We start from the raw sequence: 14,862 nt of genomic DNA on the forward strand, positions 1-14,862 counted from the left end.
TCCCACATTTGACCGCGTTCTGCCTGACGGAACCGGGTCACCTGTGGGAGCGGGCTTGCTCGCGAATACGCCCGCCCAATCGCCACAAACTCATCTGCCTCATTCCGGCCGATAAGCCCGCATGAACAACCCCACCACTTCCCGCACATGGCTCTCCGCCGCCTCGCCCACCGGCGGCTCGCCGCAGCCATACAGCAAGCGAAAATTCCCTGCGCCCTTGAGCAGGCAAAAGAAGTGCTCGGCCGCGTTGTGCGGCTTGTCGATGTGCAGCACGCGGCTTTCATCGATCTTGCTCAGCAGGCGTTCCATGCCATGCAGCATGCGCTCCGGCCCGGCTTCGAAGAATATCTGTGACAGCTTAGGGTCCTGGCTGCCCAGGGTCATCATCAAGCGGTGCAAGTTCACTGATTCATCACTGTTGATCAGGTGATGAAAACCGCGCGCGATGTTCAGCAGCACGGTTTCCACCGCCACGCCTTCCGGCAATTCGAAGAACAGCGGCGGCAACTGCTCCTCGCACTTGGCCATCACGGCGGCGGAGAACAGCGTCTCCTTGTCGTTGAAGTGGCTGTAGACCGTCAACTTCGACACACCGGCCTCGGCCGCGACGGCATCCATGCTGGTATTGGCATAACCCTTACTCAGAAACAGCGTTTTCGCCGCATCGAGGATCGCCTGGCGCTTGACCAGATCCTTGGGTCTGCCTGGGCCATTAGGTGCTGAAGGATAGTTTGGCATATTCGTTTTTATTACTGGACTGGTGAGTTTGGTATTAATAACATACTGCTCAGTATAATTATTCAAAGCACCATTAGCGAAAGGTCCTTCACCATGTTCCGCTATGCCTTGCCCCTCGCGTTGCCAGTCACCCTGGCTTTTTTATTGTCTGCGTGTGGTCACGAAGAGGTGCCGCAAGCCAGCGTGCGCCCGGCCATGGTGGTTCAGCCAGAGCCTTCGGCGCAGTCCATGGAAAGCTATCCCGGTGAAGTTCGTGCACGTTATGAGCCGGACCTGGCGTTCCGCATCGGCGGTAAAGTCAGCCGACGACTGGTGGATGAGGGGCAGCGGGTCAAGGCCGATCAACCCTTGGCGGAGCTCGATCCCCAGGACGTGCGCCTGCAACTGGAGGCCACTCGCGCCCAGGTCGCCGCCGCTGAAGCCAATTTGAGCATGGTGCGTGCCGAGCGTGATCGCTATAAAACCCTCATGGAACGTCAGCTGGTCAGCCGTTCGCAGTACGACAATCACGAAAACCTTTACCGTTCCGGTGAAGCGCGCCTCAAGCAAATCAAAGCCGAATTCAACGTCTCCAATAACCAGGCCAGCTATGCCGTGTTGCGTGCGCCGCAGGACGGCGTCGTGGCCAAGCGTCTGGTGGAGGTCGGTCAGGTCGTGGCCGCCGGGCAAACGGTGTTCACCCTGGCGACCGATGGCGAGCGTGAAGTGTTGATCAGTCTGCCGGAGCAGAATTTCGGTCGTTTCAAGGTCGGTGGGCCGGTGGCGGTGGAGCTCTGGACCCAGCCCAACCAGCGTTTCGAAGGGCGCATCCGTGAACTGTCGCCGTCAGCCGACCCCAAGTCGCGTACCTTCGCGGCGCGTATCGCCTTCAACGCCGGCACAGTGCCTGTCGAACTGGGCCAGAGTGCCCGGGTGTTCGTGCAGGCCGCCGACATGGTGCCTCTGTCCGTTCCGCTCTCAGCGCTAACGGCGGAAAACGGCGTGACCTATGTCTGGGTCGTCAGCGCCAACAACACCTTGAAAAAGACCCCGGTACGCGTCGGTGCTTTCGGCGAGAAAACCGTACCGGTGCTTGAGGGACTCAACGCCAGCGACTGGGTAGTGGCCGCCGGCGTTCATGTGCTACTCGAAGGGCAGCAGGTGCGCCCGGTGGATCGCTCCAATCGCGTGGTCAATCTGGCGGACAAGGAGTAAGCCCCGATGCGCTTCAACGTTTCCGAATGGGCGCTGCGTAATCGCCAGATCGTCCTGTTCCTGATGCTGTTACTGGCCATCGTCGGCGCAATTTCCTACACCAAGCTCGGCCAGAGCGAAGACCCGCCGTTCACCTTCAAGGCCATGGTGATTCGCACCAACTGGCCGGGTGCGACCGCCGAGGAAGTCTCGCGCCAGGTCACCGAACGCATCGAAAAAAAGCTGATGGAAACCGGCGAGTACGAACGCATTATGTCGTTCTCGCGGCCCGGGGAATCCCAGGTCACCTTCATTGCGCGTGATTCCATGCACTCGGCAGAGATCCCGGAGCTCTGGTATCAGGTGCGCAAGAAGATCAGCGACATCCGCCATACCCTGCCGCCGGGGATCCAGGGGCCGTTCTTCAACGATGAATTCGGCACCACCTTCGGCAACATCTATGCCCTGACCGGCTCTGGTTTCGACTACGCCGTGCTCAAGGATTACGCCGACCGCATCCAGATCCAGCTGCAACGGGTCAAGGATGTGGGCAAGGTCGAGCTGCTGGGGTTGCAGGACGAGAAAATCTGGATCGAACTCTCCAACGTCAAGCTCGCCACCCTCGGCTTGCCGCTGGCGGCTGTCCAGCAAGCCCTTGAAGAACAGAACGCGGTGTCCACGGCAGGCTTCTTCGAAACCAGCAGCGAGCGATTGCAGCTACGGGTGACGGGGAATTTTCAGACGGTCGACGAGATCAAGAACTTCCCGATTCGTGTCGGTGATCGCACTTTCCGCATCTCCGATGTGGCCGATGTGCGCCGTGGTTTCAATGACCCACCGGCGCCGCGCATGCGCTTCATGGCGCAGGACGCCATCGGCCTGGCGGTGGCGATGAAGGACGGCGGTGACATTCTGGTGCTGGGCAAGGCGCTGGAAGTCGAATTCGCCCGCATCCAGAAAAACCTCCCGGCCGGTATGGAGCTGCGCAAAGTCTCCGACCAGCCGGCTGCGGTGAAAACAGGCGTTGGCGAGTTCGTGCAAGTGCTGGTCGAGGCGCTGGCCATCGTGTTGCTGGTGAGCTTCTTCTCCCTCGGCGTGCGCACCGGCATGGTGGTGGCGCTGGCGATCCCGCTGGTGCTGGCGATGACGTTTGCCAGCATGTATTACCTGGGCATCGGCCTGCACAAGATTTCACTCGGCGCTTTGGTTCTGGCGCTGGGCTTGCTGGTGGACGACGCGATCATCGCCGTGGAAATGATGGCGATCAAAATGGAGCAGGGTTTCGACCGGGTCAAAGCCGCGAGTTATGCCTGGACCAGCACCGCGTTCCCGATGCTCACCGGTACGCTGATCACCGCGGCCGGCTTCCTGCCGATTGCCACGGCGCAATCGGGCACCGGCGAATACACCCGTTCGATCTTCGAAGTGGTCACCATCGCGCTGCTGGCATCGTGGGTGGCCGCGGTTGTTTTCGTACCGTATCTCGGGGAAAAACTCCTGCCGGACCTGGCGAAAATTCACGCCGCCAAGCACGGTGCCGGCCAGCCCGATCCGTATGGCACGCCGTTTTACCAGCGCGTCCGGCGCCTGGTGGAGTGGTGCGTGCGCTGGCGCAAAACCGTGATCGCGGCAACCGTGGTGTTGTTCATCGCCTCTATCGTGCTGTTCAAGTTTGTCCCGCAGCAGTTCTTCCCGGCATCGGGTCGCCTGGAGTTGATGGTCGACCTGAAACTGGCCGAAGGCGCTTCGCTGAGCAACACCGCCGACGAGGTCAAGCGCCTCGAAGCGCTGCTCAAGGACAAGGCCGGGATCGACAATTACGTGGCTTACGTCGGTACCGGTTCGCCGCGCTTCTACCTGCCACTGGATCAGCAACTGCCGGCGGCGAGCTTCGCCCAGTTTGTCGTCCTGGCGAAAACCATCGAGGAGCGCGAAGCCCTGCGCACCTGGTTGATCGCCACCCTCAACGAGCAATTCCCGGCGCTGCGCTCGCGGGTCACGCGTCTGGAAAACGGTCCGCCGGTTGGCTACCCGGTGCAGTTTCGCGTGACGGGTGAGCACATCGAGGAGGTCCGGGCGCTGGCGCGCAAGGTCGCGGCCAAGGTTCGCGAGAACCCGCACGTGGTCAACGTCCACCTGGATTGGGAAGAACCGAGCAAGGTGGTGTACCTGAACATCGATCAGGACCGCGCGCGGGCCTTGGGCGTGAGCACGGCGAACCTGTCGAAGTTCCTGCAAAGCTCCCTGACCGGTTCCAGCGTCAGCCAATACCGTGAAGACAACGAGTTGATCGAGATCCTGCTGCGCGGCACCTTGCATGAGCGCACCGAGCTGTCGTTGTTGCCGAGCCTGGCGGTGCCGACCGATAACGGTCGCAGCGTCGCGCTGTCGCAGATCGCGACCCTGGAGTACGGCTTCGAAGAGGGCATCATCTGGCACCGCAATCGCCTGCCCAACGTGACGGTTCGTGCCGACATCTATGACAAGCAGCAACCGGCGACGCTGGTGCAGCAGATCATGCCGACCCTCGATCCTATCCGCGCTGAATTGCCGGATGGCTACTTGCTGGATGTCGGCGGTACGGTGGAAGACTCGGCGCGCGGGCAGAACTCGGTGAAGGCCGGGGTGCCGTTGTTCATCGTGGTGGTGTTGACCTTGCTGATGCTGCAGCTGCGAAGTTTTTCGCGTACGGCGATGGTGTTTCTGACGGCGCCGCTTGGGCTGATTGGGGTGACGTTGTTTTTGTTGGTGTTCCGTCAGCCGTTCGGGTTTGTCGCGATGCTGGGGACTATCGCGTTGTCCGGGATGATCATGCGTAACTCGGTGATTCTGGTGGATCAGATCGAGCAGGATATCGCGGCCGGGTTGAAGCCTTGGCAGGCGATCATCGAGGCTACGGTGCGGCGGTTTCGGCCGATTGTGTTGACGGCACTTGCCGCCGTTTTGGCGATGATTCCGTTGTCGCGCAGTGTGTTTTTTGGGCCGATGGCGGTGGCGATCATGGGGGGGTTGATTGTGGCCACTGCGTTGACGCTGCTGTTTTTGCCTGCGCTGTATGCGGCTTGGTTTCGGGTCAGGAAGGAGGCTGTTTGACCGGGTACATATCCGTTGTTTAGGTAACGGCGGCTTATGGTTTCGCCCTTACGGCGAGTCCCTTTTGGCAAACGCCCCAAAAGGAACCAAAAGGTCTCGCCCCTTGCGTACGGCCCCTCGCTGAGGCTCGGCGTTCCTTCGCTCCGGTATCCATCCGGGGGCATTGCCCTCCGGTCGGCTTCGCTTCGACCTACATGCAATGAGTTCGACTGCGTCGAACGGCGCTGCGCGCCCATCCCCGGATGAACACCTCCACTCAGCCTCCCGAGGGGGCGGGTGGATCAAGATCAAGAGCTGCAGGCGAGCTAACGCTCGGCCTGATGAGTGGTGAAGAGCATGGGTGTACGCCGATCAACTGTAGGAGCTGGCTTGCCAGCGAAGGCGGCCTGCCAGCCGACCAATCTCTTGCAGGCATACCCGGATCAACTGTGGGAGCGGGCTTGCCCGCGATGGCGGCCTCACAGCCAACCAATCTCTTGCAGGCATACCCGGACCAACTGTAGGAGCTGGCTTGCCCGCGATAGCGGCCTCACAGCCAACCAATCTCTTGCAGGCATACCCGGATCAACTGTAGGAGCTGGCTTGCTAGCGATGGCGGCCTGCCAGCCAACCAATTCCTCACAGATGTATCCAATCCCCTGTAGGAGCTGGCTTGCCAGCGATAGCGGCCTCACAGCCAACCAATCTCTTGCAGGCATACCCGGATCAACTGTGGGAGCTGGCTTGCCAGCAATAGCGGCCTCACAGCCAACCAATCTCTTGCAGGCATACCCGGATCAACTGTAGGAGCTGGCTTGCTAGCGATGGCGGCCTCACAGCCAACCAATCTCTTGCAGGCATACCCGGATCAACTGTAGGAGCCGGCTTGCCAGCGATGGCGGCCTGCCAGCCAACCAACTCCTCACAGATGTACCCAATCCCCTGTGGGAGCGGGCTTGCCCGCGAAGGCTGCCCAACAGTCAAAAATGTTTATCGCCAATGCTAACCATTCAGACCATTCCCACAACACTTTCAGCTTGCCCGTCGGAAGCACGATCTCTAGCCTTTGCCCGTCGCTGCCAATGCAGCGACCGGGACTGCAAGCCCGCGAATAGTCGTTAGGCGCCTACTTTGGGAGCTTCGCAATGATCAATGACAGTCCTGATGACTCTACTTCCGAATCCGGAAAGCAAACGAGAACTTCATACCGCCCCTGCCCAATTTTCACCATCCGCCCAGGCATCAATTCCGAAACCCTCCTTGTGCATGCCTACGAAACCCTTGCCTCTGCGAATGTAATGGCAACCGAACTGTCATCCATCCTGAGCGGCCCCACCTGCAATCTGGCACTCGGCATTCAGCAGATGATCGTCCTGGCGCAGCTATCAGTGAACCGCGTCCTCGATCAGCTGGATCCGCAGCAATAGTAAAAGCAAAAAGCCCGCTGAACCTGTACCAACCAGCGGGCCTCCATTGTTCCTACATCTATCTCGGACCTGTCTGATATTGAGGCTGAAAAGCTCAGGTGTTGTACTCAGCGCCCGGTTTCACGCTTGTTGAGACAGCGCCATGAAAAATCCACCCACATTGAGGGGCCGGTCCGATCCGGTGTTTGATCGGCTGTTGCGATCGCCCCATAAGGAGCGCCTTTCGCAATACCTCGCGTTGCTCAAGCCCCTGGACGATCAGGGGCGTTACCTGCCGTTCGATTCATTGCGTTATCGATGGGCGCCGGGACTGGATTCGAATCTGTGCTGGGCCTTGGTCAAGAAAGCGCGGACTGCACAGTACTCGAACCTTTTGCCATTGGGTGAACCGGCGTGCTGGCTGAAATTCATGCTGACGCCACAGGCACAAAAAGCGATTTCAGTTGTGGATCGTCAGGCGACAACCGCAGTGCTGGAGTACATGACCGGCCAGATTGGCGAGCGCGCTCATTTCAGCTATTTGCTCAATGATCTGATCGAAGACGAGGCCATCAGCAGCAGCCAGCTTGAAGGTGCGGCCACCACGACGCGGGTGGCCAAGGACATGCTCAAGCGCCATCGCTTGCCGCGCACGCCGGATGAACGAATGGTCATCGGTAACTACAAGATGATGAACTTCGCCTGGGAGCAGCGTTACGAGCCACTGAGCGTTGAGCTGATTGCAGCCATGCATCGGGTTGGCGTCGAAGGGATCGACGATTCGCGGTACTCGCCTGGAGCATTCAGGACCAACGATGACGTCGTCGTCCAGGATGGCGAGGGCAACACTGTGCATTCGCCACCGCCTGCAGCAGGGCTTGTGTCACGTTTGCAGGTGCTGACCCAGTGGATCAACCAAACCCACAACAACCTTCATCAAGCGGACTACCTTCACCCATTGATCAAAGCCATCGCGCTGCATTTTGTCCTGGGTTACGAGCATCCTTTTCGTGACGGCAACGGTCGGGTGGCACGCGCGTTGTTTTACTGGTTCATGTTCAAAAATGATTACTCGGCATTTCGCTATATCGCCATCAGTGTCTTGTTGCGCAATGCGCCGTTGAAGTACGGGCGGTCGTATTTGAATACCGAGGCGGATGACCTGGATCTGACGTACTTCATCGATTTCCAGTGTTCGGTGGTGTTGCGCGCTGTGGGCAGTTTTACCGAGGCGTATCGGAAAAGTCTGAGCGATGCGCAGCTATTTGATTGCTGGTTGCGTGAAAGTGGTTTTCTGAACCGGCTCACCGAGAAACAGCGGGCGTTGTTTCAAGTGGCCAGGAGCGGAATGGCCAAGGAGTTCACGGCGGTCAATGTGAAGGAGAATCTGGGTTGTTCTTACAACACAGCATCAGCCACGCTCAATGGACTGGTAGCGTTGGAGCTGTTCGAGAAACGCAAGGTGGGGCGGGAGTGGGTGTTTTTTCTACGACCGGTCTCGGCAACCTGATTCCTTGTAGGAGCGAGCTTGCTCGCGATTGCGCAATAACAGCCAGCATCGATGCCGACTGACACGACCTCATCGCGAGCAAGCTCGCTCCTACAAGGATTGCACGTGGCCTAGAGCGTGCCAAACACCTTCTTCGCCAAACTGGTCGCCGCAGCCGCCGGGTTCTGGCGGATGGTTTCTTCCTGTTTGCCGATCATTTCGAACAAGCCATTCAACGCCTGTTCGGTGACGTAGTTTTCGACGTTGGCATTCTTCGCATCCACGACACCCATGGTCGCCGCTTGGCCGGCGAAGGAGTTGTACTGTTGGGCCAGGCCAACCTTGTCAGTGGCTTGCTTGACGATTGGCAGGAACTTGGCGCGGATCTGTTCGCGGCTGGTCTTGTTCAGGTATTGGGTGGCCGAGTCGTTGCCGCCGCTGAGAATGCCTTTGGCGTCTTCCACGGTCATTTTCTTCACGGCGTCGACAAGGATTGGCTGGGCCTGGGTCACGGCGGTTTCCGCCGCTTTGTTCATGCTGGCTTCCAGCTCATCGACCTGGTCACCCATGCCGAACTGTTTCATTTTGCTGGCGACCTTGCCCAGTTTGCCCGGCAGTTCGATTTTCACGTCGGGGTTGTTGCTGAAACCGCCCGGGGTGCCGAGTTGTTTGACTGCCAATTGTGCACCTTGGGTCAGTGCGTCCTTGAGCCCGCCGGTGGCGTCTTTCTGCGACAGGTCGCTGAGGGACAGCGCCAGGGCGCTGGCAGAAATCATCAAACCTGCACACAGGCCGGCGAAACGAAGGGTAGGGCGAAACATGGCAACTTCCTTTTTCGAAAAAGACACTTAGTAGCGGGCCGGGTCGACACGGACCTTCAGCGGCTGTGGATCGGTGCCGTCCAGGCGCACGGCATGATTCTCGGTGGTGATGAACATCAGTTTGCCGTCGACTTCAATGCGCGCGCTCACCGAGTAACGGTGGTTGGGCTCTACCTTCAGCGGGTCGTAGCTGAGATGGAAGGCCAGCGGCACCTGGCCTTTGACCGGGCCGCGCTGTTCGTCGATGACCTTTGCCGGGGCGTCGGCGAGTGAGATGTCCTGCAGGCTGACGCTGAGGATCGCCGTCGGCGGCAGGGCGATGCGTTGCAGGTAGAAGACTTCGCCATCGAGGCTGGTTTTGGCGGCGGGTTGTATGGACTGGCAGGCTCCAATCAGGGCGGTCATGGCGAGTAGCGTGAGTTTTTTCATCGGGGATCTCCAATCAATGTGGGAGCGGGCTTGCTCGCGAAAGCGGTGAATCAGACAACATCATTGTTGAATGTCAAACCTCATTCGCGAGCAAGGCGAATCGTCGCACCGCCGCTCCCACTGGTTTTGCGTCAGGCTTGTGGCGCTGGGGTGGGTTGGTCGGCGGCATCCTCACTGCGATGCAACGCCACCTGCCGAATCGACAAACGGATCTCCGCCGGCAACACCCGTTTGGCCGCGCCTTCGGCCAGTTCGCCGAGCAGTTCGTGATAGCTCAGCTTGCCCGCTTCGTCGCGCTTGAGCACTTCGAGGTCGAGCATCGTCTGGATGAAATGGCGGAACAGGCTCTTGTCGAAGAATTCCGGGGCGTTCAGGCCGTGCAGGATCGACAGGCGCTGGGCCATGACCGTGCACAGGTCTTCCAGTTCTTCGGCACTGATGCTGTTCTGGCCGCTGTTGAGCAGCAGCGACACGGTCATGTAGAAGCGCTGCAAAGTCTGGGCGATGCTTTTCGACAGCAGGGTCAGCAACACGAAATGCCGTGAGCTTGGCGCCGGACGCAGGTACACGTTGTTCTCGAAACGCAGCAGGCCTTGCTCGACGAAGGCCTCCAGCCACTGGTCGATCACCGCATCGAGCTCGTCCAGCGACCAGCGAATGAACAGCTCCGCTTGCAGGTACGGATACAGCGCGCGGGCGTAGCGCAGGATCTGTTCGCGGCTCATGCGCGAGGCGCTCTGGAAGAAGCTCGCGAGCAGTGCCGGCAGGGCGAAAATGTGCAATACGTTGTTGCGGTAGTAGGTCATCAGGACGGCGTTCTGCTCGTCCAGATACAAGATCTTGCCCAGGGCATCGCTCTGCTCGGACAGCAGGTCCATGTCCTTCACGTGCTCGATCAACGCGCGGCCGTCACCTTCCGGCAGGGTGGTGTGCGGTGAGTACGGCACTTTGCGCAGCAGCGCCAGGTACAGATCCAGCACCCGCGCCATCGCTCGGTCGTCCAGGGCCAGGCGACTGGTAGACAGCAGGGCCAGTGCAACGAGGTTGACCGGGTTGATCGCCGCCGCTTCGTTCAGGTGCCGGGCGACTTTTTCGCCGAGGCGATTGGTAGTTTCGTTGAGCCAGGCCGGCCTGAATTGCGGGCCGAGCTCCTGTTTGCGCCAGTCGGGCTGTTCGCTGTCGAGGAATTCCGCCAGTTTGATCGGCTCGCCGAAGTTCACCGCCACCTGGCCGAAGCGCTGTTTGAGCGCGCCGATGACTTTGAAAATATCGAAGATCGACTCTTTCTTCTTGGCCGCGCCGCGCAATTCGCCAAGGTATGTCCGGCCTTCCAGTACGCGCTCGTAGCCGATGTACACAGGGACGAAGACGATCGGCATGCGCGACGAACGCAGGAAGCTGCGCAGGGTGATCGCCAGCATCCCGGTCTTCGGTTGCAGCATGCGTCCGGTGCGCGAACGGCCGCCTTCGACGAAGTACTCCACCGGGAAGCCCTTGGTGAACAGGGTGTGCAGGTATTCGTTGAACACCGAGGTGTACAGCGGGTTGCCCTTGAACGTACGGCGCATGAAAAACGCGCCGCCGCGACGCAGCAGGCCGCCGATCACCGGCATGTTCAGGTTGATGCCAGCGGCAATGTGCGGCGGGGTCAGGCCGTTGCGGAACAGCAGATAGGACAGCAGCAGATAGTCGATGTGGCTGCGGTGGCACGGCACGTAGATCACTTCGTGACCCTGGGCGACCTTCTGCACGCCTTCGATGTGGTTGACCTTGATGCCGTCGTAGATCTTGTTCCAGAACCAGCTCAGCACCACTTCCATGAAACGGATTGCGGTGTAGGTGTAGTCCGAGGCGATTTCGTTGCCATAGCGCAGGGCCTGGGCCTTGGCTTTTTCCGGGGAGATGTTCTCGCGCTCGGCTTCGTCGAGGATCGCTTGCTTGACCATCGGCTGGTTCAGCAGGCCTTTGACCAGGTTGCGCCGGTGGGAAATGTCCGGGCCGATGACCGCAGCCTTCAGGTTGCGGAAGTGCACCCGCAGGATGCGTTGGGCCATGCGCACGGTGCGCTCGTGGCCCTTGTTGTGATCGATCAGTTCGCGCAGGTGGATCGGCGCGGAGAACTGCACGCGGGTCTTGCGCCCCAGCACGATGATGCTGAGCAGGCGACGCAGACGTCCGGTCACCGCCCAACTGTCGGCGAACAGGAGTTTCCACGGGCTGTTTTCGCTGTCCGGCGACTGGCCCCAGAACACGCTGACCGGGATGATCTGTGCATCTTCGGCGGCGTTCTGGCTCAGGGCGCTGACCAGGCGGGTCAAGGTCGGCGGCGCGCCGCGCTTGTCCTGGCGGCCGAGCCAGTCCGGGTCCGGTGTCAGGTAGAAGAACGCGGCAGGTTCGAGCAGGTTGCCCACCGATACCGGCAGCACTGGGCGTGGCAGGCCAGCTTTGCTGCATTCGGTGTCGACCACGGCGAGGTCGGTCAGCGAAGGGTTTTGCAGGACGTAGAACACCGGACGACTGCGGTCGAGGTCAAGGGTGAACGACGACTGGTTGATCGTCTCCGAGCGAACCCAGAGGTACAGCAGTCGGCGCAGGGTGCCAAACACAAGACGGCGGAACGGGGAACGGGTCATACGGCTTCTGCGTGAGTGAATAAAACCGAGCGTTTGCTCGGGAGGCCGATAGTGTGCCGTATTCGCTTAAAATCGGCAAAAAAGCGCCGAAGTAATCTCCTGTTGAGAGTTTTAACGTCTGTCATATACTCGGCCGTCTGTCGTCGGTGCCCTTATAGGGACGTCGCGCGCAGATAGACGTTCCCGAGGCTTTCCTGCGAAAAGCCCGATCAATAATAAAAAGGGAGTATGAACAAATGGCAACACGCGAAACCGGCAACGTGAAGTGGTTCAACGACGCCAAGGGCTACGGCTTCATCCAGCGCGAGGACGGGGTGGACGTGTTCGTGCACTACCGCGCGATTCGCGGTGAAGGCCACCGTTCGCTGACCGAAGGCCAGCAGGTTGAATACGCGGTGGTGGAAGGGCAGAAGGGCTTGCAGGCTGAGGATGTGGTGGGGTTGTAAACCACTCTTCAGGTCACGCAAACCATTGTGGGAGCGGGCCTGCTCGCGAAAGCGGTGTGTCAGTCAAAGCTGATGTCGACTGATGTACCGCTTTCGCGAGCAAGCCCGCTCCCACATTTGGTCGGTGTCGCTTGGTGTTATGCAGTTTTCCAGGTGATCTCTTCTTCACCATCGGCGCTGATGCGAATCCAGCGGTCTGCGGTTTCCTCACCTTCTTCCTCGACCCAGGTGCCCGGTGCGCAACGTACTTCCACGTTCAGCGCGGCAAACGCGGCGCGGGCGCAGGCGATGTCGTCGTCCCATGGGGTCTGGTCGCTTTCCAGGTACAGGCTGTTCCACTTGCCGACGGCTTTTGGCAGCCAGGTCACTGGCACGTTGCCGGCCTTGCACTTGTAGGTCTGACCCTTCTGCACCCAATCCGTGCACGGGCCCAATGCCGCACCGAGCCAGGCGGAAACGGCCTTGTGGTCGACGTCGGCGTCTTTCAGGTAAATCTCGATATCCGGTTGGCGCATGGATGTCCTCACTGCGGGTCTGAAAAATCCATTCGCGGATTTAGCCGGTTTCGGGCACTCGCCCGGAACCAAAAGTTATTGAAGAACGAAATAATCGTAGCGCATTGATACGGTGGTCTCGAACGGCTCGGCCTGTTCGATCACCGCCGCACGACGCTCGGCACTGGCACGCCAGCCGTGGGGCGTCATCGCCAGCAGGTTGGCGCGGTCCTGCGGCTTGTCCAGCGTCAGCTTGAACGTCAACGTCTCGCTGTGCGCCAGTGCCATGCCTTCCGGCACCAGGTCCAGATGCTTGTCGTCAATGTACTCGCGCACTTCGTCGTACAGCCGCTCGCGCAGTTCCATCAGGTGGCCGCTGGTCGGCCCGACTTTCATCAGGCCGCCGCCGATGCTCAACAGGCGTTTGGCTTCGTCCCAGTCCAGCGGGCTGAAGACGCTGGCCAGAAACTGACAGCTGCCGGAAGCCAACGGCACCCGCGCCATGCTGGCGATCAACCAGGTCAACTGCGGGTCGCGTTTGCACGCGCGTTTGACCGCTTCTTTGGAAATATCCAGCGCGTAGCCTTCGGCATTCGGCAGGGCCTCGGCGATTTGCGCGGTGTAGTAACCCTCGCCACAGCCGATGTCGAGCCAGCGCTGCGGCGCATAGCTGGCCGCCAGTTCCGCCAGCCGCTTGGCCACCGGCGCGTAATGACCGGCGTTCAAGAAGTCGCGGCGAGCCTCGACCATGGCCTGGTTATCCCCAGGATCGCGACTGTTCTTGTGCTGCACCGGCAACAGGTTCAAGTAACCCTGGCGCGCACGGTCGAACCGATGCCCGGCGGGGCAGACCACGCCGTTGTCCACCGCATTCAGCGGCTCACTGCAGATCGGGCACGCGAGCATCAGGCGAGCAACTTGATCAGGGTCTGGTAGTAGATCTCGGTCAGTACGTCGAGGTCCGCTGCCAGCACGCGCTCGTTGACCTGGTGGATGGTCGCGTTGACCGGGCCCAGTTCAACCACTTGCGTGCCCATGGTCGCGATGAAGCGCCCATCGGAGGTGCCGCCGCTGGTGGACGCCTTGGTGTCGCGGCCGGTGATGTCCTTGATGCTCGCCGATACCGCGTCGAGCAGCGCGCCTGGTTCGGTGAGGAACGGCAGGCCGGACAGCGCCCAGTCGACGTGCCAGTCCAGACCATGCTTGTCGAGGATGTCGGCGACGCGCTTTTGCAAGCCTTCGACCGTGGACTCGGTGGAGAAGCGGAAGTTGAACACCGCCACCAGGTCACCCGGGATCACGTTGGTCGCGCCGGTGCCGGAGTTGACGTTTGAGATCTGGAAGCTGGTCGGCGGGAAGAAGTCGTTACCGTGGTCCCAGTGCTCGGCAGCCAATTCGGCGAGGGCCGGGGCGGCGAGGTGGATCGGGTTCTTCGCCAGGTGCGGATAAGCCACGTGGCCCTGTACGCCGCGCACGGTCAGCTTGGCGCCGAGGGAGCCGCGACGGCCGTTCTTGACCACGTCACCCACCAGAGTGGTGCTCGACGGTTCGCCGACGATGCACCAGTCCAGACGCTCCTTGCGCGCGGCCAGGCGCTCGACCACGGCCTTGGTGCCGTGGTGCGCCGGGCCTTCTTCGTCGCTGGTGATCAGGAATGCGACCTTGCCCTTGTGGTTCGGGTAGTCGGCTACGAAACGCTCGGAGGCAACAGTCATGGCGGCGAGGCTGCCTTTCATGTCGGCCGCGCCACGGCCGCAGAGCATGCCGTGTTCGTCGATCAGGGCGTTGAACGGTTCGATCTGCCAGGCCGCCACCGGACCGGTCGGGACCACATCGGTGTGGCCGGCGAAGCACAGCACCGGACCGTCGTCCTGACCGTGGGTGGCCCAGAAGTTATCCACATCTTCGATGCGCATCGGTTCCAGGGTGAAACCGGCATCGCCCAGGCGCTGCATCATCTGCTTCTGGCAATCGGCGTCGATCGGCGTCACGGACGGACGGCGGATCAGGTCGATGGCGAGTTGGAGGGTCGGCGAAAGGTCGGCGTGGGCCGTCATGGAAAACTCCGGAATCGTAAGATATGGGCTTGGGCTTCAATGTGGGAGCGGGCTTGCTCGCGAATGCGGTGTGTCAGTCAACATATACGTTGATTGTTACACCG

12 protein-coding genes are annotated in these 14,862 nt (G+C 60.5%); 5 read left to right on the forward strand and 7 right to left on the reverse strand.

The window, feature by feature from the left end:
* Positions 1-99: 99 nt before the first annotated feature.
* Positions 100-738 (reverse strand): TetR/AcrR family transcriptional regulator, encoded by a 639-nt coding sequence (locus KGA88_RS26495; protein ID WP_223595323.1) that lies wholly within the window; start codon positions 736-738, stop codon positions 100-102.
* A 93-nt stretch (positions 739-831) separates the two neighbouring features.
* On the opposite strand from KGA88_RS26495, the gene KGA88_RS26500 reads away from it, so the two are divergent.
* From KGA88_RS26500 to KGA88_RS26515, 4 genes are all read left to right on the forward strand, one after another.
* A complete protein-coding gene (locus KGA88_RS26500; RefSeq protein WP_110661957.1) occupies positions 832-1,932 on the forward strand; it encodes an efflux RND transporter periplasmic adaptor subunit in 1,101 nt (366 codons plus the stop codon).
* A 6-nt stretch (positions 1,933-1,938) separates the two neighbouring features.
* A complete protein-coding gene (locus KGA88_RS26505; protein ID WP_110661958.1) occupies positions 1,939-5,004 on the forward strand; it encodes an efflux RND transporter permease subunit in 3,066 nt (1,021 codons plus the stop codon).
* 1,124 nt (positions 5,005-6,128) lie between these two features.
* Entirely contained in the window at positions 6,129-6,410 is a 282-nt protein-coding gene (locus KGA88_RS26510) for a DUF6124 family protein (RefSeq protein WP_223595332.1), read from the forward strand.
* A 142-nt stretch (positions 6,411-6,552) separates the two neighbouring features.
* Positions 6,553-7,899 (forward strand): Fic family protein, encoded by a 1,347-nt coding sequence (locus KGA88_RS26515; protein ID WP_223595334.1) that lies wholly within the window; start codon positions 6,553-6,555, stop codon positions 7,897-7,899.
* 110 nt (positions 7,900-8,009) lie between these two features.
* On the opposite strand, the gene KGA88_RS26520 is transcribed toward KGA88_RS26515, so the two are convergent.
* From KGA88_RS26520 to plsB, 3 genes are all read right to left on the reverse strand, one after another.
* The gene (locus tag KGA88_RS26520) at positions 8,010-8,699 is read right to left on the reverse strand and encodes a DUF4197 domain-containing protein (protein WP_008019573.1); all 690 of its coding nucleotides are present in this window, start codon (positions 8,697-8,699) and stop codon (positions 8,010-8,012) included.
* A gap of 27 nt (positions 8,700-8,726) precedes the next feature.
* Positions 8,727-9,128, reverse strand: coding sequence for a YbaY family lipoprotein (locus KGA88_RS26525; RefSeq protein ID WP_223595336.1), 402 nt, complete (start codon positions 9,126-9,128; stop codon positions 8,727-8,729).
* A 131-nt stretch (positions 9,129-9,259) separates the two neighbouring features.
* The gene (gene plsB, locus KGA88_RS26530; RefSeq protein WP_223595338.1) at positions 9,260-11,761 is read right to left on the reverse strand and encodes a glycerol-3-phosphate 1-O-acyltransferase PlsB; all 2,502 of its coding nucleotides are present in this window, start codon (positions 11,759-11,761) and stop codon (positions 9,260-9,262) included.
* 236 nt (positions 11,762-11,997) lie between these two features.
* Between plsB and KGA88_RS26535 the strand changes: the two genes are divergently transcribed.
* Positions 11,998-12,207 carry a cold shock domain-containing protein gene (locus KGA88_RS26535; protein WP_007954750.1) on the forward strand — a complete coding sequence of 70 codons (210 nt, stop codon included), beginning with the start codon at positions 11,998-12,000 and terminating at the stop codon, positions 12,205-12,207.
* A gap of 137 nt (positions 12,208-12,344) precedes the next feature.
* Here KGA88_RS26535 and KGA88_RS26540 read toward each other — a convergent pair whose 3' ends face one another.
* From KGA88_RS26540 to dapE, 3 genes are all read right to left on the reverse strand, one after another.
* Positions 12,345-12,722 carry a hypothetical protein gene (locus KGA88_RS26540; protein WP_110662441.1) on the reverse strand — a complete coding sequence of 126 codons (378 nt, stop codon included), beginning with the start codon at positions 12,720-12,722 and terminating at the stop codon, positions 12,345-12,347.
* Between the two features lie 75 nt (positions 12,723-12,797).
* Positions 12,798-13,607 carry a putative RNA methyltransferase gene (locus KGA88_RS26545; RefSeq protein WP_110662440.1) on the reverse strand — a complete coding sequence of 270 codons (810 nt, stop codon included), beginning with the start codon at positions 13,605-13,607 and terminating at the stop codon, positions 12,798-12,800.
* Positions 13,607-14,758: a succinyl-diaminopimelate desuccinylase gene (gene dapE / locus KGA88_RS26550; RefSeq protein ID WP_110662439.1), complete on the reverse strand. Its 1,152-nt coding sequence runs from the start codon at positions 14,756-14,758 to the stop codon at positions 13,607-13,609. The genes KGA88_RS26545 and dapE overlap by 1 nt, the downstream gene beginning before the upstream one ends.
* Positions 14,759-14,862: the final 104 nt, after the last annotated feature.

The organism is Pseudomonas sp. A-R-19 (genome assembly GCF_019956575.1).
GTDB lineage: Bacteria > Pseudomonadota > Gammaproteobacteria > Pseudomonadales > Pseudomonadaceae > Aquipseudomonas.

Bases quoted from the DNA above. Each gene is read 5' to 3' on its own strand.
- KGA88_RS26535 (WP_007954750.1), top strand. From the start codon at position 11,998: ATGGCAACACGCGAAACCGGCAACGTGAAGTGGTTCAACGACGCCAAG.
- KGA88_RS26540 (WP_110662441.1), bottom strand. From the start codon at position 12,722: ATGCGCCAACCGGATATCGAGATTTACCTGAAAGACGCCGACGTCGAC.
- KGA88_RS26525 (WP_223595336.1), bottom strand. From the start codon at position 9,128: ATGAAAAAACTCACGCTACTCGCCATGACCGCCCTGATTGGAGCCTGC.
- KGA88_RS26505 (WP_110661958.1), top strand. From the start codon at position 1,939: ATGCGCTTCAACGTTTCCGAATGGGCGCTGCGTAATCGCCAGATCGTC.
- KGA88_RS26510 (WP_223595332.1), top strand. From the start codon at position 6,129: ATGATCAATGACAGTCCTGATGACTCTACTTCCGAATCCGGAAAGCAA.
- dapE (WP_110662439.1), bottom strand. From the start codon at position 14,758: ATGACGGCCCACGCCGACCTTTCGCCGACCCTCCAACTCGCCATCGAC.
- KGA88_RS26515 (WP_223595334.1), top strand. From the start codon at position 6,553: ATGAAAAATCCACCCACATTGAGGGGCCGGTCCGATCCGGTGTTTGAT.
- KGA88_RS26500 (WP_110661957.1), top strand. From the start codon at position 832: ATGTTCCGCTATGCCTTGCCCCTCGCGTTGCCAGTCACCCTGGCTTTT.
- KGA88_RS26495 (WP_223595323.1), bottom strand. From the start codon at position 738: ATGCCAAACTATCCTTCAGCACCTAATGGCCCAGGCAGACCCAAGGAT.
- KGA88_RS26520 (WP_008019573.1), bottom strand. From the start codon at position 8,699: ATGTTTCGCCCTACCCTTCGTTTCGCCGGCCTGTGTGCAGGTTTGATG.
- plsB (WP_223595338.1), bottom strand. From the start codon at position 11,761: ATGACCCGTTCCCCGTTCCGCCGTCTTGTGTTTGGCACCCTGCGCCGA.
- KGA88_RS26545 (WP_110662440.1), bottom strand. From the start codon at position 13,607: ATGCTCGCGTGCCCGATCTGCAGTGAGCCGCTGAATGCGGTGGACAAC.